Consider the following 18,328-nt stretch of genomic DNA (forward strand, 5'->3'; position numbering starts at 1 on the left):
GCAGGTCGAGCCTGGCGAGACCTCGCCGGGACCCGACCGCGTTCAGCCGGCGGGGAGCCGCACGACGACCCGCAGCCCGCCGCCCGGGCGGGCCGCGACGGCCAGCGCGCCGTCGTGCGCCTCGGTGATGCTCCGGACGATCGCCAGCCCGAGGCCGACGCCGGCATGGTCGCCGTGGGTGCGCCCGCCGCCGCGCTGGAACGGCTCGGTGAGCGTGCCGGCGAGCTCCGCGGCGACCCGCTCGCCGGTGTTCTCGACGACCAGCTCGACCTCGCCCGGCCGGGCGACGGTGGTGACCTGCACGCCGCCGCCCTCCGGGAGGTTGTGGACGATCGCGTTGTGCACGAGGTTCGTCACCAGCTGCAGCAGGAGGGCGGGCGACCCGGCGGTGGGCGCGACGTCGCCCGAGGTGCCCACGACGACGCCGTGCTTGTCCGCCAGGGGCTGCAGCGTCTCGGTGGCCTCCTCCGCGACGAGGGACAGGTCGACCCGCTCCCGGTCGAAGGCCCGTCGCTCGGCGCGGCTGAGCAGCAGCAGCGCCTCGGTGAGGCCGATCGCCCGCGCGTTGACGACGTCGAGGCGCGCCAGGAGCTCGTCGACGTCGCGGTCCGGGTCCCGGCGCGCCACCTCGAGCAGGGTCTGCGTGATGGCCAGCGGGGTCCGCAGCTCGTGGGAGGCGTTCGCGGCGAACCGTCGCTGCTCCGCGACCTGCGCCTCGAGCCGCCCGAGCATGGCGTCGAAGGAGTCGGCGAGCTCGCGGAACTCGTCGCTTCGCCCCGGCAGGTGGATGCGGTGCGAGAGGGAGCCGTCGGCGGCGCGCCGGGTGGCGTCGGTGATGCGGGTCAGCGGGGCGAGCATCCGGCCGGCGAGGAACCACCCGCCCACCAGCCCGAACGCCAGGAGGAAGACCAGCGCCCATGCCACCCGCGGGGCGAACGCGCGCTCGAGGTCGGACCGGTTGGGGACGAACTGCCCGGGACCGGGTCGGGACGGGACGGCGTCGAAGACCACGGACTCGGGTACGTACCGCAGCAGGAACACCCACACGACGGCGAGCAGCAGGACGCCGGCGACCACGAGGAACCCGGCGTAGCTGAGCGTGAGCTTCAGCCGGACGCTCGGCCCGGGCCGCCTAGCCACGCCGGCCCTCGTCGTCGCGCCCGGCCCCGCCGCCGTCCTCCGGTCCGGTGTCGATCCGGTAGCCGACGCCGGGCACGGTGGCGATCACCCACGGTGCCCCGAGCCGCTTGCGCAGGGCGGAGACGGTGATGCGCACGGCGTTGGTGAACGGGTCGGCGTTCTCGTCCCACGCCCGCTCCAGCAGCTCCTCGGCGCTGACGACACCACCCTCGGCCGCCACCAGCACCTCCAGGACGGCGAACTGCTTGCGCGTCAGCGCCACGTACCGGCCGTCCCGGTAGACCTCGCGGCGGAACGGGTCCACCCGCAGGCCCGCGACCTCCCGCACCGGCGGCCGGCTGTGCGCGCGCCGGCGGTCGAGGGCCCGCAGCCGTAGCACCAGCTCCCGGAGGGCGAAGGGCTTCGTGAGGTAGTCGTCGGCACCGAGCTCGAACCCGGACGCCTTGTCGTCGAGCCGGTCGGCGGCCGTGAGCATGAGGATCGGCATGCCGCTGCCGGAGGCCACGATGCTCGCGGCGATCTCGTCACCCGACCGCCCGGGGACGTCGCGGTCGAGCACGGCGATGTCGTAGGAGTTCACGCCCAGCAGGTCCATCGCCGTCTCGCCATCCCCCGCGACGTCCGCCGCGATCGCCTCGAGGCGCAACCCGTCCCGGACGGCCTCCGCCAGGTACGGCTCGTCCTCGACGATCAGCACGCGCATGCCTCGATGCTACGGAGCGGCACCTATCGCCCGCGTATCGAAGAGCGCATACGCCCCGGCAACGCCGCGCCTCGTCGACTGGGCACATGTCCCACCACCGACCCGCTCCCCGGGCGGCCCGCCGGACCCGGCCCGCCGTCCTCGCCCTCCTGGCCGTCGTCGCCGTGCTCGGCCTCGCGGCCTGCCTGAGGTCGTCGCCCGCCCCGCCGGCCACCTCGTCGACCGGGCCGTCCACCTCGTCCACCGGTCCGGACGCGTCCCCCGTCACCCGGCCCGGGCGCGAGGGCGACGGACAGGACGGGGAGGCCGACGGCCACGTGCCGGACGGCACCACAGTCTTCGCCGACGAGCTCCCCGCCGTCGCGAACCTCGACCCCGCGCTGCTCGCCGCGCTGCAGGCGGCCGCGACGGACGCCGAGCGCGACGGGGTCACGTTCTTCGTGAACAGCGGCTGGCGATCGCCGGGGTACCAGGAGCAGCTGCTGCGCGAGGCGGTCGCCCAGTACGGCTCCGCGGCGGAGGCCGCGCGCTGGGTCGCCACCGCGGACACGTCGTCGCACGTCTCGGGGGACGCCGTCGACCTGGCGCAGACGGGCGCCAGCCAGTGGCTGGCGGAGCACGGTGCCGCGTACGGGCTGTGCCAGGTCTACCGCAACGAGCCGTGGCACTACGAGCTGCGCGCGGACGCGGCCGGCCGCGGTTGCCCGGAGCCCTACGTCGACCCGTCGCAGGACCCGCGGCTGCAGCAGTGAGCGGCGCGCGGGGCCTGGGACCTGCCGAGACCGATTGTCCTGGTCCCGGCAGGCTCAACCGGCGGCGACCGGCGCCACGAGCGCCGTGGCGATCGCGGCGACGCCCTCGCCCCGCCCCGTCAGCCCCAGCCCGTCCGTCGTCGTCGCGGAGAGGGACACCGGGGCCCCGGCCGCCGCGGTGAGCGCCGCCTCGGCCTCCGCCCGTCGCGGCCCGACCTTGGGTCGGTTCCCGATCACCTGCACGGCGACGTTCCCGATCTCGAAGCCCGCGGCGCGCACACGCCGGGCGGCCTCGGCCAGCAGCGTCGCGCCGGCGGCACCGGCCCACACGGGGTCGCTGGTGCCGAAGTGCGTGCCGAGGTCCCCGATCCCTGCTGCGGAGAAGAGCGCGTCGGCGGCGGCGTGCGCCGCGACGTCGGCATCCGAGTGACCGGCGAGCGGCCGCTCTCCCGGCCAGCGCAGGCCGCCCAGCCAGAGCTCGCGGTCCGAGCCCTCGGCGGCGTAGGCGTGCACGTCGACACCGAGGCCGGTGCGGGGCAGCGGGGTCACGACTCCTCCTCGAGCAGCAGGCGGGCCACGAGCAGGTCCCGTTCGGTGGTGATCTTCATCGCCGCCTCTTCGCCCGCGACGACGTGCACGGCCTCGCCGAGAGCCTCGACCAGCCCGGCGTCGTCCGTCGCCGCCAGCCCCTCGGCCGACGCGCGGACCGCGCCCTGGGCGTGCGCACGCTCCAGGAGGGCGCGGTCGAAGCCCTGCGGGGTCTGGACGGCCCGCAGCAGCGCCCGGTCCGGGGTCTCGACGACGCGCTCGACGTCGGGCCCGCCCGCAGCGCCCGCACCGGCGGGCGAGGGCGGCGCGACCTGCTTCACGGTGTCCGTCACCGGCAGCCCGGGCACGACGGCGCGATGCCCGGCGCGCACGGCGGCGGCGACGCGGCGCACGAGGAGCGGCGGGGCGAGCGGGCGGGCGGCGTCGTGCACCAGGACCACGTCGTCGTCGGGGCCGGCGAGCGCGAGGCCGGTGGCGACGGACGCCTGCCGCGTGGCACCGCCTTCGACGACGCGCACCGGCACGTCCACGTGCGGGTCCTGCGCGACGACGTCGCGCACCGCCGTGTCGAGGCCGGCAGGGCACGTGACGACCAGCGCGTCGACGACGCCCGAGGAGGCGAGGCGGCGGGCGGCGTGGAGCACGAGGGGGAAACCGGCCAGTTCGACCAGGGCCTTGGGCAGGTCCCGACCGAGCCGGGTGCCGGACCCCGCGGCGGTCAGGATCGCGAGCGTCGTCACGGCGTCACGGTACCGGAACGACGACGGCGACCCTCGGCCGGAGCCGGGGGTCGCCGTCGTGCAGCGCTGGTGAGATGCCTCAGGAGGCGAGGACCTCGTCGATGATGGCGCCGGCCTTCTCCTCGTCGACGCCCTCGGCGAGCGCGACCTCGGACTCGAGGATCTGGCGAGCCTTCGCGAGCATGCGCTTCTCGCCGGCCGAGAGGCCGCGGTCGGCGTCGCGGCGCGACAGGTCGCGCACGACCTCGCCGACCTTGATCACGTCGCCGGACGCGAGCTTCTCGAGGTTCGCCTTGTACCGGCGCGACCAGTTGGTCGGTTCCTCGGTGTAGGGCGCGCGCAGCACCTCGAAGACGCGGTCCAGCCCCTGCTGGTCGACCACGTCGCGCACGCCGACGAGGTCGACGTTCTCCGCCGGGACCTCGATCGTCAAGTCGCCCTGGGCAACCTTGAGCTTGAGGTACATCTTCTCCTCGCCACGGATCTTCCGCGTCTTGATCTCCTCGATCAGCGCGGCGCCGTGATGCGGGTAGACAACCGTCTCGCCTACTGTGAACGTCATCTGCAGATGTCCCCTTTCCCAGTCGACGATCTTATCACGTGACGGCCGACACTCCGGGTTCGCGACGCCCTTCACCGCTCCTCCTGGACCGATGTTTCCGCAGGTCAGAGGCCTGGGAGCGTACTCAGGGACGCAGCACTCACGAGGCCTCGTTAGGATGTCTGCGGGCCCTCTGCAGGCCCGTCCCTCCCGCGCCCTCGGCACGAGAGACCCTGATGCCCCGCGCCCGCGCGCCACCCGCGCCCGCGAGCCGCCGCCTTCGAAGGAGAGCACGTGTTCCGCTCCGCCCGCCCCGCACGAACCGTCGCCGCTGCCAGCGTCATGGCGGGCGCCCTGCTGCTGGCCGCCTGCTCCCCCACGATCACCACCAAGCCGTACGCCCCGTCGGACGGTGTGCGCGTCAACCTCACCGACCAGGTGCGCGGGATCAACCTCATGGTCGTCAGCGAGGGCGAGGGCGAGCCCGGCGCCGTGCTCGGCGCCCTCGCGAACGGCTCGTCCGAGGACGTCGACTTCGTGCTCGCCGCCGAGGGCGCCGAGCCGATCTCGCTCACCGTGCCCGCCGGCGGGACCGTCTACCTGAGCGCCGACCAGGAGGGCGACCAGGTCGTGGACGCGCAGTTCGGCTCGGTCGCCACCCACCCGGGCGGCGACCTCGACGCCACCCTCTCCGGCGCGGGCGTCGACGAGGACTTCTTCCTGCCCGTCATGGACGGCTCGCTCCCCGAGTACGCGGCCTTCGTGCCGAACACCTCGGCCCTCTGAGACGCGCGAAGGGGCGGGCCGCAGCGTGATGCTGCGGCCCGCCCCTTCGTCGTCCCCGGCGTCAGCGGGTCGTCACCCGAAGCGGCCGGACACGTAGTCCTCGGTGGCCTGCTCGGCGGGCGTCGAGAAGATCGTCGACGTCTCGTTCATCTCGATGAGCCGGCCCGGCTTGCCCGTCCCCGCGATGTTGAAGAACGCCGTCCGGTCGCTGACGCGCGCCGCCTGCTGCATGTTGTGGGTCACGATGACAATCGTGTAGTCCTGCTTCAGCTCCCCGATGAGGTCCTCGATCGCGAGGGTCGAGATCGGGTCGAGCGCGGAGCACGGCTCGTCCATGAGGAGCACCTGCGGGCGCACCGCGATGGCGCGGGCGATGCACAGGCGCTGCTGCTGCCCGCCCGAGAGGCTCGAGCCCGGGCGCTCCAGACGGTCCTTGACCTCGTTCCACAGATTGGCCCCGCGCAGCGAGCTCTCGACCAGCTCGTCGGCGTCCGACCTGCTGATGCGGTGGTTGTTGAGCTTCACGCCCGCGAGCACGTTGTCCCGGATGGACATGGTGGGGAACGGGTTGGGGCGCTGGAACACCATGCCCACGTTGCGGCGCACCGCCACCGGGTCGATGTCGTCCCCGTACAAGTCCACCCCCTCCATCTCCACGGTGCCCTCGACGCGGGCGCCCGGGATCACCTCGTGCATCCGGTTGAGCGTGCGCAGGAAGGTCGACTTGCCGCACCCGGACGGGCCGATGAACGCCGTCACCGACTTCGGGTCGATCGTCATCGACACGTCCTGCACGGCGAGGAAGTCGCCGTAGTAGATGTTCAGGTCCTTCACGTCGATGCGCTGTGCCATCGTCTGTCTCTTTCTGGTGGGCTGCGGCGGGCGGCGGCTACGCGTCAGCGCAGCTTCGGGGAGAACCAGCGGTTCACCAGCCGGCCGATGAGGTTGAGGGCGAGCACCAGGACGATCAGCACGAGCGCCGCGCCCCACGCGTTCTGGATCGCGATGTCCGCCACGCAGGAGGCGGACTCGCCGCCCGGGCAGGTCGCCAGACCCTGGCTGTACTGACGGTAGGCGAAGACCGGGAGCGTCATCATCCGGCCCTCGAACGGGTCGAAGTTGATCGAGTCCGTGACGCCGACGGTCACGAGCAGCGGCGCCGTCTCGCCGATGACGCGGGCCACGGCGAGCAGGATGCCCGTCGTCAGGCCGGCGACCGACGTGCGGAGCACGACCTTGACGATCGTCAGCCACTTGGGCACGCCCAGCGCGTACGACGCCTCCCGCAGCTCGTGCGGCACCAGCTTGAGCATCTCCTCGCAGGAGCGGACCACCACGGGGATCATCAGCACCGAGAGCGCGACGGCGCCGATGATGCCCATCCGCACGCCCGGCCCGAGGATCAGGGTGAACAGCGAGACCGCGAACAGGCCGGCCACGATCGAGGGGATGCCCGTCATGACGTCGACGAAGAACGTCACCGCACGGGCGAGCGCGCCCTTGCCGTACTCGACGAGGTAGATCGCGGCGAGCAGGCCCACGGGCACCGAGATCACCGTGGCCAGGGCCGTGATGATCAGCGTGCCCGCGATGGCGTGGTAGATGCCTCCGCTCGGGTCGCCGCCGAAGATGTTGCGCATCGACAGGGTCAGGAAGTCCATGCTGATGCGGCCGGCGCCGTTGCTCAGCACCGTCCAGACGAGCGAGACGAGCGGCGCCATCGCCACGACGAACGCGCCCCAGATCAGGACGGTCATCGTGCGGTCCTTGCGGCGCCGGGCGCCGTCGGCCCCGGTGAGCGCGGCCCGCGTGCGGGCGGTGGCGTCGGCGGGGTCCGGGACGGTGGTGGTGCTCATCAGTTGGCCCCCGAGAATTCCTTGCGGCGCGCCACGATCGCGCGCGCACCCATGTTGACGGCCAGCGTGATGACGAACAGCACGAGGCCGGTGGCGATCAGCGTGTTCACCGCGAGGCCGCTCGCCTCCGGGAAGTCGAGGGCGATGTACGCGGCGATGGTCTGCTGCTGGGCGCTGTCGAGGATCTTGAACGAGTACAGGAACCCGGGCGACAGGATCATGAGCACGGCCATCGTCTCGCCGAGCGCACGGCCCAGGCCCAGCATCGCGGCCGAGATCACGCCGGACCGGCCGAACGGCAGGACGGCGGTGCGGACCATCTCCCACCGGGTGGCGCCCAGCGCGAGCGCGGCCTCCTCGTGGAGCTTCGGCGTCTGCAGGAAGACCTCGCGGGCGACGGCGGTGATGATCGGCAGGATCATCACGGCGAGGACCACCGCGACGGTCGCGAGCACGCGGGACGTCGGCGAGACGGGCCCGGCGAAGAGCGGGAACCAGCCGAGCCACGAGCCCAGCCACTCCCACACGGGCAGGGCGGCGGGGCCGAGCACGAAGATGCCCCACAGGCCGTAGATGACCGACGGGACGGCCGCCAGCAGGTCCACCAGGTAGCCGAGCACCTGGGCCAGCCGCCGCGGCGCGTAGTGCGAGATGAACAGCGCGATCCCCATCGCGACCGGCGTCGCGAGCGCCAGGGCGAGCGCCGCCGCGAGCAGCGTGCCGAACACCAGCGGTCCGACGTACTCGAGCAGCGACGTGTCGTCGGGGTAGCGCGGCACCGACGCCGCCAGCTCGTCCGACCCGGCGGTCAGGGCGGGCCACGCCTGCTGCAGCAGGAACACCGCGACAGCGGCCAGCACCGCCAGGATCAGGACGCCGGCGCCGACGGCGACCCAGCGGAAGGCCCGGTTGAGGCCGCGGTCGGTGGTCCTCCGGCGTCGGCGTGGTCGACCCGGCGCCCGCTCGGGGGGCGGGCTGACGGTGGTGGTCACTCGTGCTCCTCGTCTGACTGCTGTGGTTGCTCCGCCGGCCGAGCCTGTCGGAACCCGGCGATGCGGTTCCGACAGGCTCGACCAGCGGGTCTCGACAGGCTCGGCCTGCGGGCGGGGTCAGCCGGCCGTGATCGCCTCGATCGACGGCAGGACCGCGTCGCGGATGTCGGCCGACAGCGGGGCGGAGCCCGCGGCGTCGGCGGCCACCTGCTGGCCGTCCTCGCTCACGAGGTAGGACATGTAGCCCTTGACCAGGTCCGCCTGCGCCTGGTCCGCGTAGGTGCCGCAGGCCAGGAGGTAGGAGACCAGGACCACGGGGTAGGTGCCGGCGACGTCGCGCTTCAGCTCGATCGAGTAGACGCCGTCCGCGGTGCCCTCGGCCCGCGGCGACTGCGCGACGACCTCGGCGGCCGCCTCGGCGCTGAACGGCACGAACTCGTCGCCCACGCCGACGGCCACCGTGCCCAGGTCGGAGATCTGGGAGGCGTCGGCATAGGTGATGGTGCCCTCGCCGGACTGCGCGGCGGAGACCACGCCGGAGGTGCCCTGTGCCGACTCCTGGCCCTCGATCGGCCACACGCCCTCGGGCTCGTGGTCCCACGCGTCGGGGGCGGCCTCGTGCAGGTAGGCCTGGAAGTTCTCGGTGGTGCCCGAGTCGTCGGAGCGGTGCACGACAGTGATCGGGGCGTCCGGCAGCTCGGCGTCCGGGTTGTCAGCCGCGATCGCGTCGTCGTTCCAGGTGGTGATCTCGCCCGAGAAGATGCCTGCGATGACCTCCGGCTTGAGGTTCAGCGCGTCGACGCCCTCGAGATTGAAGGCCACGGCGATCGGGCTCACGTAGCCCGGGAACTCGATGACGCCGCCCGTGCCGCACTGGGCCTCGGCCGCCGTCATCTCGTCCTCGTCCAGGGCGGCGTCGGAGCCGGCGAAGGCGTACGAGCCGTCGGTGAAGCCGGTGCGGCCGCCGCCGGAGCCGACGGGGTCGTAGTTGACGGTGACGTCGGGGTTGGCCGTCTGGAAGCCGGCGCGCCACGCCTCCTGGGCGGACTCCTGCGAGGAGGCGCCGCCACCGCTGAGCTCGCCCGAGAGGGTCGAGCCACCCTCCTGCGAACCACCGGTCGACTCCGCGCCCGGCGCGGCCGGGTCCGAGCCGCATGCGGCGAGGGTCAGGGCCAGCGCGCCGACCGCCACGGCGGATCCAGCACGGGTGAATCGGCTGAGCTTCACGTCTCGTTCCATCCTGTTCACACGGGGTGGCGCCGGCGAAGTACCGGCGTTCGTCGGGAACGCTAGGCACGCAAGGTGGCCCGGGCCCCAGGAGCAGGTGAACGAGGGGTGAACAGTGCGGGTCCCTGCCGAGACAGGTCAGGCGGGTTCGTCGGCGAGCTTGTAGCCGAGGCCGCGGACGGTCAGCAGGAGCTCCGGCGAGCCCGGGTCGGTCTCGATCTTGGAGCGGATCCGCTTCACGTGAACGTCGAGCGTCTTCGTGTCACCCACGTAGTCCGCGCCCCACACCCGGTCGATGAGCTGCCCGCGGGTGAGCACCCGGCCGGCGTTGCGCAGCAACAGCTCCAGCAGGTCGAACTCCTTGAGCGGCAGCGACACCGCGTCGCCGCCCACGGTCACGGTGTGCCGCTCGACGTCCATGCGCACGGGGCCGACCTGGAGCACCGGCTCGCCGTCGTCGTCGTGCCCGTTCGAGGCCGCCTCGGGCGCTGCCGGGCCGCGCCGGCGCATCACCGCGCGCATGCGCGCCAGCAGCTCGCGGAAGGAGTACGGCTTCGTGACATAGTCGTCGGCGCCCAGCTCGAGGCCCACCACCTTGTCGATCTCCGAGTCCTTGGCCGTGAGCATGATGACGGGCACGTCACCGCGCTGCCGCAGCTCACGGCACACCTCCGTGCCGGACAGGCCGGGCAACATGAGGTCGAGCAGCACCAGGTCCGCGCCGCCGTCGTCATAGGCGGCCAGCGCGTCGACCCCGTTCGAGGCCTCCACGACCTCGAACCCCTCGCGGGTGAGCTGATATGTCAGGGGGTCCCGATAGGACTCCTCGTCCTCGACCACCAGGATGCGCGTCACGCACCTACCTCCTCGTCCGTCGTGCCATGGGTGTGCTCGGGTGTGTGCTCGTGGTGCTGGTCAGGGGACTGCTGGGTCGTGCTCGGCGGCTGCGGGTCCTCCTGCGGGAGCTCCTGCGGCACGTCGGCCGCGGGGATGCGCAGGGTGAACGTGGACCCCTTGCCGGGCTCCGACCAGATCTGCACGTCGCCGCCGTGGTCGGCCGCGACGTGCTTGACGATGCTCAGGCCCAGCCCGGTGCCGCCGGTGTCGCGCGACCGCGCCGGGTCCACGCGGTAGAAGCGCTCGAAGACGCGGTCCTGCTCGTCGACGGCGATGCCCACGCCCTGGTCGACGACGTCGATCTCGACCAGGCCGCGCCGGACGCGCACCCCCACCCCGACGCGGGTGTTCTCGGGCGAGTAGGCGACCGCGTTGTCGAGCAGGTTGCGCACCGCGGTGACGAGCAGGTTGTGGTCGCCGAACACGAGCACGTCGGCCGTGCCGCCCACCGTGACGGCGATGTTCTTCGCCTGCGCGGTGGTGCGGGCGCGGTCGACCGCCTCCGAGACGACGTCGCGCACCGGGATGGTCGTGACCTCCTGCAGGGCGCCCGCCACCTGCAGGCGCGACAGCTCGATGATCTCGTGCACCAGGGCCGACAGGCGCTGCGCCTCCGCCTGCATCCGCTCGGCGAAGCGGCGCACGGCGACCGGGTCGTCCGCGGCGTCCTGCACCGTCTCCGCCAGCAGGGCGAGCGCCCCGACCGGCGTCTTCAGCTCGTGCGAGACGTTGACGACGAAGTCGCGGCGGATCGCCTCCACGCGGCGGGCCTCGGTGCGGTCCTCGGCGAGAACGAGCAGCTTGTCGGGGCCGACGGGCGCCACCCGGACCTGCAGCAGCACCGTGCCCGAGCCGATCGGGCCACGCGGCAGCTCCAGCTCCTTCTCCCGGATCACGCCGTCACGACGCACCTCGCGCACCAGGTCGATGATCGCCGGGTGCTGCAGGGCGTCGTTGCGCACCACCCCCAGCGCGTAGGCCGGAGGCGACGCCCGTACGACGTCGTCCTCCTCGTCCAGGACGACCGCGGCCGACCGCAGCACCGCGAGCACGCGGACGAGCCCCTCGTCCAGCTCGGCGGGGGCTGCCTCGGGCGACCGGCGCTGCACACGCTCGGAGAAGCGGAAGGCGAGGGTCGCGACCACGCCCACCACGACGCCGAAGATGCCCGCGACCACCGCGGTCACGCCCTGGAAGATTCCGTCCACAGCAGCAGCCTAGGTCGCGGCGCCCCGGGAATCCGTCGCGGAGCGGAACTGCTCAGCGAGCCGTCGCCCACTGTTCACCTTCGACCCGCCCGGAGTTCACCTGGGCGCCCCCGGCGCGTCCACGGGGCGTGGCAGGCTGACGACAGACCCCAACACCGGAAGAGGACAGCGATGCGAGAGATCTTCGAGGCCGAGCTGCGCCAGGTCGGTGACGACCTCATCGAGATGAGCCGGCTCGTCGAGTCCGCCATCCGGCGCGCGGGCGACGCCCTGCTCGAGGCCGACCACCAGCTGGCGCAGGAGGTCATCGCCTCCGACCACGCGATCGACCGGCTCGAGAGCGAGCTCGACGAGCGCTGCGTGTACCTGCTCGCGCAGCAGCAGCCCGTGGCCACCGACCTGCGGGTCGTCATCTCGGCGCTGCGCATCAGCGCCTCGCTCGAGCGCATGGGCGACCTCGCCCGGCACGTCGCCGAGATCGCCCGTGGGCGCTACCCCGCCCAGGCCGTGCCGGTGCCCGCGCGCGAGACCTTCGTCAAGATGCACGGCGCGGCGGTGCACGTCGCCCAGCGCACGACGGCGCTGCTCGCCACGCGCGACGTCGCGCTCGCCGCCGAGGTGCAGCAGGACGACGACCTCCTCGACGCCCTGCACCAGGACACGTTCGCCGCGACGCTCGACCCGGAGTGGCCCGGCACCACGCAGGAGACCGTCGACGTCACCCTGCTGGGCCGGTACTACGAGCGGTTCGGCGACCACGGCGTCTCCGTCGCGCGCCGCATCACCTTCCTCGTCACGGGCAACTTCGACGACGAGCACGCGCGCGCCGAGGCCTGACCCGGCGCTTCGTCGGTCGAGCCCGTCGAGACCACCTCCGGGGTCTCGACGGGCTCGACCGACGGCGCTTCACCGACGGCGGCGCGCGTGAGCGCGACGCGACGTCGCCCGTCCATCAGGACGTCGACCGCGTCCACCCACTGCTCGACGGCGGCGGGCAGGCCGCGCACGGCGTCACCGGCGGCGTCCCGCAGCACCTCGGGGAGCCCGCGCAGGCCGCGCGACGGGCGGCCGAAGAACGGCTCCGTGGCCGGCCCGTCGAGGGCGGGCAGCCCGACGTCGCGCTGCCGCTCGTGCAGCGCGTCGCACGCGTCGCCCAGCGCGGCGTCCCGCTCCTGCCAGGTCCCGGCAGCGAGCGCCCGGTCCAGGTGCGGTCCCGCGGCCGCCGCCGAGGGTGTGCCGGCGAACGCCGTCCCGAGCCACTTGGGGTAGGGCGGCCAGCGCCGCTCCAGCAGCAGCCCGAGCCGCAGCAGGGAGCCGGCCAGCCGGGCCGTCAGGACCCGCGACCCCGCGTCGTCGCCCCGCACGCCGGTGCGCCCGACGAACGGCAGCTCCTGACCGACGCGCGCCCACTCCGCGGCGAGCACGTGCAGCCACAGGTCGTGCGGGTACCAGCGCAGCGTCTCCCGGATCGCCGTGAGCTCCCCCGGGCCGTCGTGGAAGACCGCGCCGGCGGTCACCTCCAGCACGCTCTGCCCGGTGAGCGACAGCCAGCCCGCGGCGTCGAGGTCCGTCACGGGGTCGAGGCCCAGGCGCGAGCGCGCGAACCCCCGCGGGGTCGCGACCTCCACCCGGTGGCGCACCACCGGCTCCCACGTCGTCGCGAACCGGGTGGGCAGGCCCCGGTGCTCGGCCGGCAGCGTGGCTTCCAGCTGCGCGTCGACCGTCGCGACGTCGGGCTCGTCGACGAGCAGCGTGAGCCGCAGCCCCCAGTCGTGGTCGCGCGACGTCTCGTCGTCGAGCCCCAGGACGTCGGACCCGCTGCCGAGGCGGGCCGCGGCGTGGGGCAGGCCCGGTCGCCATGCCTCCAGCAGCGGCCGGACGACGTCGTCGTAGTAGGCCCGCGCGAGGCCGATACCCGTGGTCACGCCGCCATGCTGCCAGCCCGGCGTCACACCACGCCCCGCTGTACCGTCGATCGGGGTGAGGAGAGGGGAACACCATGAGGGTCCTCGTCGCCGGAGCCACGGGAGCCGTCGGCAGCCGCCTGGTGCCGCTGCTGGTGTCGGCGGGGCACGACGTGACCGGCACCGCACGGAGCGAGGCGCGTCTCGGTCCCGTGCGCGCCGCCGGGGCGGAGGGCGCCGTCATGGACGGTCTGGTCCCGGCCTCGGTGCGCGACGTCGTGGCGGCGGCCGCGCCGGACGTCGTCGTCCACCAGCTCACCGCCCTGTCGTCGATCACCGGCGACTTCCGCCGCTTCGACGAGGACTTCGCCGTCACGAACCGGCTGCGGACCGAGGGCACCGACGCGCTGCTCGGGGCGGCCCTCGCGGCGGGGACGCGCCGGTTCGTGGCGCAGAGCTACACCGGGTGGCCCAACGAGCGGCGCGGCGCCCGGGTGAAGACGGAGGACGACCCGCTCACCGACGACCCCGGCAAGGAGGCCGTCCGGTCGCTCCGCGCCATCGAGCACGTCGAGCGAGCGGTCACCGGGACTCCCGGCATCGAGGGCTTCGTCCTGCGGTACGGGGCCTTCTACGGCCCCGGCCAGGCCCTGTCCCGGACGGGGGCGGTGGCCGACCTGATCCGCCGCGGACGGTTCCCCGTCGTCGGCGGCGGCACCGGCATGTGGTCCTTCATGCACGTCGACGACGCCGCGACGGCGGCCGCCGCGGCGGTGGACCGCGGCGTGCCCGGCGTCTACAACATCGTCGACGACGACCCCGCGCCGGTCTCCGAGTGGCTGCCCTACCTGGCCGAGCAGCTCGGCGGGCGGCGACCGATGCGCCTGCCGGCCTGGCTGGCGCGGCCGATGCTCGGCCAGCTCGGCGTCGCCATGATGACGGCCGTGCGCGCGTCGTCCAACGCCAAGGCGCGGCGCGAGCTCGCCTGGGAACCTCGGTTCGCCAGCTGGCGCGAGGGGTTCCGGACCGGCCTGGGCTGACCCGCACGGACGACGACGGCGCCGCACCCGGGGTGGGTGCGGCGCCGTCGTCGTCGCGAGCGTCCCGGGCGTTACTTGCCCTGGTTGGCGACCGCCGCGATGGCGTCCTTCGCGGCCTCCGGGTCGAGGTAGGTGCCGCCCGGGTTCGTGGGCTTCAGCGTCTCCTCGTCGAGCTCGTAGACCAGCGGGATGCCTGTGGGGATGTTGAGCCCGGCGATGGTCTGGTCGTCGACGCCGTCGAGGTGCTTGACGATGGCGCGCAGCGAGTTGCCGTGCGCGGCCACGAGGACGGTCTTGCCCGCCCTGAGGTCCGGCACGATCTCGCCGTCCCAGTACGGCAGGGCGCGGTCGAGCACCTGCTTGAGGGCCTCCGCACGCGGGATGGGCTCACCGGCGTAGCGCACGTCGGCGTCCTGCGAGAACTCCGAGCCCAGCGCGATCTCGGGCGGCGGTACGTCGTAGGAGCGGCGCCAGAGCATGAACTGCTCCTCGCCGTACTGGTCGCGCACCTGCTTCTTGTCCTTGCCCTGCAGGTCGCCGTAGTGGCGCTCGTTGAGGCGCCAGTTGCGCTTCACCGGGATCCAGTGCCGGTCGGCGGCGTCGAGCGCCAGGTTCGCCGTGTTGATGGCGCGGCGCAGCAGGGACGTGTGCACGACGTCGGGGGTGACGCCCGACTCCTTGAGCAGCTCGCCGCCGCGCGTCGCCTCCGCGGTGCCCTTCTCCGACAGGGGCACGTCCACCCAGCCGGTGAAGAGGTTCTTCGCGTTCCACTCGCTCTCGCCGTGGCGGAGCAGCACGAGGGTGTAGGTCATGGGGTCCATCCTGCCTTCTCCCCTGCGCCCGCTGCACCGCGGGCCGGATCCCGGACCGATACCGTCCGGCCCGGCCCGGGACCCGTGCGGGCGTCAGGAGCCGGCGCGCTCCAGCACGAAGACGGGGATCTCGCGGTCGGTCTTCGTCTGGTAGTCGGCGTAGTCGGGGTACGCGGCGACGGACCGCTCCCACCACAGGGTCTTCTCGTCCCCGGTGACCTCGCGCGCGACGTACTCGTGCTTCGCCGGCCCGTCCTGCAGCTCGACCCGCGGGTTCGCGACGACGTTGAAGTACCAGACCGGGTGCTTCGGGGCGCCGCCCAGCGACGCGACGACGGCATACGTGCCCTCGTGCTCCACGCGCATCAGCGGCGCCTTGCGGAGCTTGCCGGACTTGGCGCCGACGGTCGTGAGGATGACCACGGGCATGCCCCGCATGGTCGTGCCCTTCGTGCCGCCCGAGCCCTCGTACTGCTCGACCTGGGTCGCGGCGCGGGCGGACGGACTGGGTGCGTACTCTCCGGTGATCGGCATGTCTGGTGGAATCCCTCGCTCGCGCGATCCATTCCCGGATGGGCCGAACTACCTCGGCGCGACCCGAACTACCTCGGCGGGGTCCGGACTATCTCGGCGAACGGGCGCGGTGCACCTTCGCCGCCTGGGCGTAGACGTCGAGCATCGCGGCGGCGGCACGGTCCCAGCTGAAGCGTTCGCTGGCACGGCGGGCCCCGGCGGCGAGGCGGGCGCGGCGCTCGTCGTCGGCGAGGAGGTCGCCGAGCTCGCGCGCCCAGGTCCAAGGGCTGTGGTCGGGCACGAGGACGCCGGAGACGCCGTCCACGACGACCGTCTGCAGCCCACCCACCGCGGCGGCGACCACCGGGGTGCCGGCCGCCTGCGCCTCGGCGGCGACGAGGCCGAACGACTCGTTGTGCGACGGCACCGCGACGACGTCCGCCGCGCGCAGGTAGTCGACCAGCTCCTCGCGCGGCACCGGCGGGCGCACGTCGAGGTGGTCGGTGACGCCCACCTGGTGCGCGAGCGCCTCGAGCTCGCGCACCGCCGTCGCCCGGCCGCTGGCGCCGCCCAGCACGACCAGCGTCGGCACGCGCGACCCGCCGCCGTCGCACCACGCCTCCGCCTCGGTGGCGTCGTCGGTGCTGGCGTGGTCGGCCAGCACCCCGAGGGCGCGGACCAGCACGTCGGGGCCCTTGAGCAGCTGGACGCGGCCGGCGAACAGCACGATCTTCCGGTCCGTCGGCAGGCCGAGCCGCTCGCGCAACACCCGGCGCGCCTCGTCGGCGTCCTGCCCGGCGGCGGGCTCGAGCGGGCGGAAGACGTCGAGGTCGACCCCGGGCGCGACGACGTGCACCCGGTCCGGGTCGGCGCGGTACTCGCGCCGGAGGTCCTGCGCCTCCTCGCGGGTGGAGGCGACGAGGCCGTCGGCGGCCTCCACGACCTGCTCCTCCCCCACGACCCGGCCCACGGGCTCCGGCGTGTCCCCGGGCGCCAGCGCCGCGTTCTTCACGCGCGCCATCGTGTGCATCGTGTGCACCAGGGGGACGTCCCAGCGCTCGGCGGCGAGCCATCCCACCTGCCCCGACAGCCAGTAGTGGCTGTGCACGACGTCGTACCAGTGCGGCGGGCGGTGCGCCTCGGCGCGCAGCACTCCCGCGGTGAAGGCGCAGAGCTGCCCCGGCAGGTCGTTCTTGTCCAGCCCCTCGAACGGGCCGGCGGCCACGTGCACCACCCGGATGCCGGGCTCGACGTCGACGCACCGCGGCTGCGCCGACGCCGTCGCGCGCGTGAAGATCTCGATCTCCGCCCCACGCCGGGCGAGCGCGCGGGCCAGCTCGAGCACGTAGACGTTCATGCCGCCCGCGTCGCCGGTGCCGGGCTGGTCGAGGGGCGACGTGTGCACCGACAGCATCGCCACCCGCGGCCCGGGCTGCGCGCCGTCGTCCCCGGGTGTGCCCATCAGGACTCCAGCACGCAGGCGGGGGGCGTCGGCAGCGCGTGACGCGCGACCACCTCGCCCGCGCCCGTCGCGGGGTCGAGGCGCACGGTCGCGAGCTCGCTGCGGTCCTGGAGCGCCACGACGACCGTCTCCGCCCCGTCGGCACCGTCGGACGACAGGACCGCGTGATGGCGCGGCCACGCCCCGTCGCCCAGCGGGACGTCCGCGAGGTGCTCGAGGACGGGCGCCCCGCTCTCGGCCGGGACCACCCGCAGCACGGCGAGCACGTCCGCGCCCCGCAGGCCGACGTGCAGGCGCGCGCCGTCGGCGCTCAGCGTCACGTGCGCGGGGTAGTCGCGGCCGGCCTCGGCCACCGGGGAGACCGGCACCGCGGCGGCCGGCGACCACCCGTCGCCGTCGCGCACCAGCAGGTGCACGCGGGCGTCGAGCTCGCCGACCACGACGAGCGACCCGTCCGGCAGCATGACCAGGTGTCGCGGCCCCGTGCCCGGCGGCAGGACGGCGGCGATCTCGGCCGCGGTCCCCGGCTCGGCACCCGCGGCGGGGTAGCGCCGCACGACGTCCGCGCCGAGGTCGCACACCAGCACGTCGTCGCCGGAGTCCGCCACGAAGTGCGCGTGCGGTCCGGCCTGCCGCTCGACGACGGGGCCGGTGCCCACGCCGGGGTGCGCGACGACCCCTTCGGCGGCCAGGTCGCCCGTCGCCGGGTCGACGTCGACGGAGGCGGCGACGCCGTCACCGTAGTTCGCGACCCACACCGCGTCCCCGCGGGACAGCACGTGGCACGGTTCGTCGCCACCGGACGCCACTGCGCCCGACGGCGCGAGCCGCACGCCGTCGTCGGAGCCGTCGTCGGCGGCCTCGACGCGGAACGCCGAGAGCGTCCCCGCGGGCGTCTCCGCGACCGCGTAGAGCGTCCGCCCCGTCGGGTGCAGCGCGAGGAACGAGGGCGACGTCGCGGCCACGGCCGGGACGGCCGAGGCGACGGCCCCGTCCGGCGTCAGCGCGACCCGCCAGATGCTCTCCCCGCTGCCCGCGGCACCGCCCCGCTTCGGGTAGGTGCCGACCCAGAGCTGCGTCAGAGCGTCGCGTTCCGTCATGGCCTCAGCCTAGGACCGCCCAGACGCCGGTCGAGCCTGTCGAGACCCCGTGCGGGGTCTCGACAGGCTCGACCTGCGGTGCGGGATCTCGACCGACCCGACCGGC

20 protein-coding genes are annotated in these 18,328 nt (G+C 73.9%); 4 read left to right on the top strand and 16 right to left on the bottom strand.

Annotated elements, in window-relative coordinates:
- Window positions 1-42 precede the first annotated feature (42 nt).
- Window positions 43-1,140 carry a sensor histidine kinase gene (locus B5Y66_RS03015; protein ID WP_079570746.1) on the bottom strand — a complete coding sequence of 366 codons (1,098 nt, stop codon included), beginning with the start codon at window positions 1,138-1,140 and terminating at the stop codon, window positions 43-45.
- The gene (locus B5Y66_RS03020) at window positions 1,133-1,843 is read right to left on the bottom strand and encodes a response regulator transcription factor (protein WP_079570749.1); all 711 of its coding nucleotides are present in this window, start codon (window positions 1,841-1,843) and stop codon (window positions 1,133-1,135) included. The genes B5Y66_RS03015 and B5Y66_RS03020 overlap by 8 nt, the downstream gene beginning before the upstream one ends.
- Before the next feature lie 86 nt (window positions 1,844-1,929).
- Here B5Y66_RS03020 and B5Y66_RS03025 point away from each other — a divergent pair, with 86 nt between their 5' ends.
- Window positions 1,930-2,595, top strand: a complete 666-nt coding sequence (locus tag B5Y66_RS03025) for a D-alanyl-D-alanine carboxypeptidase family protein (protein WP_079570753.1) — start codon at window positions 1,930-1,932, stop codon at window positions 2,593-2,595.
- 54 nt (window positions 2,596-2,649) lie between these two features.
- On the opposite strand, the gene ispF is transcribed toward B5Y66_RS03025, so the two are convergent.
- From ispF to B5Y66_RS03040, 3 genes are all read right to left on the bottom strand, one after another.
- Window positions 2,650-3,144: a 2-C-methyl-D-erythritol 2,4-cyclodiphosphate synthase gene (ispF, locus tag B5Y66_RS03030; RefSeq protein ID WP_079570756.1), complete on the bottom strand. Its 495-nt coding sequence runs from the start codon at window positions 3,142-3,144 to the stop codon at window positions 2,650-2,652.
- The gene (ispD, locus tag B5Y66_RS03035) at window positions 3,141-3,884 is read right to left on the bottom strand and encodes a 2-C-methyl-D-erythritol 4-phosphate cytidylyltransferase (protein WP_079570759.1); all 744 of its coding nucleotides are present in this window, start codon (window positions 3,882-3,884) and stop codon (window positions 3,141-3,143) included. Before ispD ends, ispF begins: the two co-directional genes overlap by 4 nt.
- Before the next feature lie 79 nt (window positions 3,885-3,963).
- Window positions 3,964-4,446 (bottom strand): CarD family transcriptional regulator, encoded by a 483-nt coding sequence (locus B5Y66_RS03040; protein ID WP_079570762.1) that lies wholly within the window; start codon window positions 4,444-4,446, stop codon window positions 3,964-3,966.
- Between the two features lie 273 nt (window positions 4,447-4,719).
- Between B5Y66_RS03040 and B5Y66_RS03045 the strand changes: the two genes are divergently transcribed.
- A complete protein-coding gene (locus B5Y66_RS03045; RefSeq protein WP_079570765.1) occupies window positions 4,720-5,211 on the top strand; it encodes a hypothetical protein in 492 nt (163 codons plus the stop codon).
- 72 nt (window positions 5,212-5,283) lie between these two features.
- Here B5Y66_RS03045 and pstB read toward each other — a convergent pair whose 3' ends face one another.
- The 6 genes from pstB to B5Y66_RS03075 form a co-directional block, all read right to left on the bottom strand.
- Entirely contained in the window at window positions 5,284-6,063 is a 780-nt protein-coding gene (gene pstB, locus B5Y66_RS03050) for a phosphate ABC transporter ATP-binding protein PstB (protein WP_079570768.1), read from the bottom strand.
- A 44-nt stretch (window positions 6,064-6,107) separates the two neighbouring features.
- On the bottom strand, window positions 6,108-7,067 hold the full coding sequence (gene pstA / locus B5Y66_RS03055) for a phosphate ABC transporter permease PstA (RefSeq protein ID WP_079570771.1): 960 nt from the start codon (window positions 7,065-7,067) through the stop codon (window positions 6,108-6,110).
- Window positions 7,067-8,059 (bottom strand): phosphate ABC transporter permease subunit PstC, encoded by a 993-nt coding sequence (gene pstC, locus B5Y66_RS03060; RefSeq protein ID WP_079570774.1) that lies wholly within the window; start codon window positions 8,057-8,059, stop codon window positions 7,067-7,069. The genes pstA and pstC overlap by 1 nt, the downstream gene beginning before the upstream one ends.
- Window positions 8,060-8,176: 117 nt before the next feature.
- Window positions 8,177-9,286: a phosphate ABC transporter substrate-binding protein PstS gene (locus B5Y66_RS03065; protein WP_245806889.1), complete on the bottom strand. Its 1,110-nt coding sequence runs from the start codon at window positions 9,284-9,286 to the stop codon at window positions 8,177-8,179.
- A 138-nt stretch (window positions 9,287-9,424) separates the two neighbouring features.
- The gene (locus B5Y66_RS03070; RefSeq protein WP_079570780.1) at window positions 9,425-10,141 is read right to left on the bottom strand and encodes a response regulator transcription factor; all 717 of its coding nucleotides are present in this window, start codon (window positions 10,139-10,141) and stop codon (window positions 9,425-9,427) included.
- Window positions 10,138-11,391, bottom strand: a complete 1,254-nt coding sequence (locus B5Y66_RS03075) for a sensor histidine kinase (RefSeq protein ID WP_079570783.1) — start codon at window positions 11,389-11,391, stop codon at window positions 10,138-10,140. The genes B5Y66_RS03070 and B5Y66_RS03075 overlap by 4 nt, the downstream gene beginning before the upstream one ends.
- Window positions 11,392-11,562: 171 nt before the next feature.
- Between B5Y66_RS03075 and phoU the strand changes: the two genes are divergently transcribed.
- Entirely contained in the window at window positions 11,563-12,228 is a 666-nt protein-coding gene (gene phoU, locus B5Y66_RS03080; protein WP_079570785.1) for a phosphate signaling complex protein PhoU, read from the top strand.
- On the opposite strand, the gene B5Y66_RS03085 is transcribed toward phoU, so the two are convergent.
- On the bottom strand, window positions 12,129-13,316 hold the full coding sequence (locus B5Y66_RS03085) for a DUF4037 domain-containing protein (protein WP_079571745.1): 1,188 nt from the start codon (window positions 13,314-13,316) through the stop codon (window positions 12,129-12,131). The genes phoU and B5Y66_RS03085 overlap by 100 nt on opposite strands.
- 74 nt (window positions 13,317-13,390) lie before the next feature.
- Between B5Y66_RS03085 and B5Y66_RS03090 the strand changes: the two genes are divergently transcribed.
- On the top strand, window positions 13,391-14,335 hold the full coding sequence (locus tag B5Y66_RS03090; RefSeq protein ID WP_079570788.1) for an NAD-dependent epimerase/dehydratase family protein: 945 nt from the start codon (window positions 13,391-13,393) through the stop codon (window positions 14,333-14,335).
- A 71-nt stretch (window positions 14,336-14,406) separates the two neighbouring features.
- On the opposite strand, the gene B5Y66_RS03095 is transcribed toward B5Y66_RS03090, so the two are convergent.
- From B5Y66_RS03095 to B5Y66_RS03110, 4 genes are all read right to left on the bottom strand, one after another.
- Window positions 14,407-15,147, bottom strand: coding sequence for a phosphoglyceromutase (locus B5Y66_RS03095; protein ID WP_079570791.1), 741 nt, complete (start codon window positions 15,145-15,147; stop codon window positions 14,407-14,409).
- Between the two features lie 93 nt (window positions 15,148-15,240).
- Window positions 15,241-15,681: a nitroreductase family deazaflavin-dependent oxidoreductase gene (locus B5Y66_RS03100; protein ID WP_079570794.1), complete on the bottom strand. Its 441-nt coding sequence runs from the start codon at window positions 15,679-15,681 to the stop codon at window positions 15,241-15,243.
- An 88-nt stretch (window positions 15,682-15,769) separates the two neighbouring features.
- Window positions 15,770-17,122: a D-inositol-3-phosphate glycosyltransferase gene (gene mshA, locus B5Y66_RS03105; protein ID WP_079570797.1), complete on the bottom strand. Its 1,353-nt coding sequence runs from the start codon at window positions 17,120-17,122 to the stop codon at window positions 15,770-15,772.
- On the bottom strand, window positions 17,122-18,222 hold the full coding sequence (locus B5Y66_RS03110; RefSeq protein WP_079570800.1) for a lactonase family protein: 1,101 nt from the start codon (window positions 18,220-18,222) through the stop codon (window positions 17,122-17,124). Before B5Y66_RS03110 ends, mshA begins: the two co-directional genes overlap by 1 nt.
- Between the last annotated feature and the right edge of the window lie 106 nt (window positions 18,223-18,328).

The organism is Krasilnikoviella flava, assembly GCF_900167525.1.
Classification (GTDB): Bacteria; Actinomycetota; Actinomycetes; order Actinomycetales; family Cellulomonadaceae; genus Isoptericola; species Isoptericola flavus.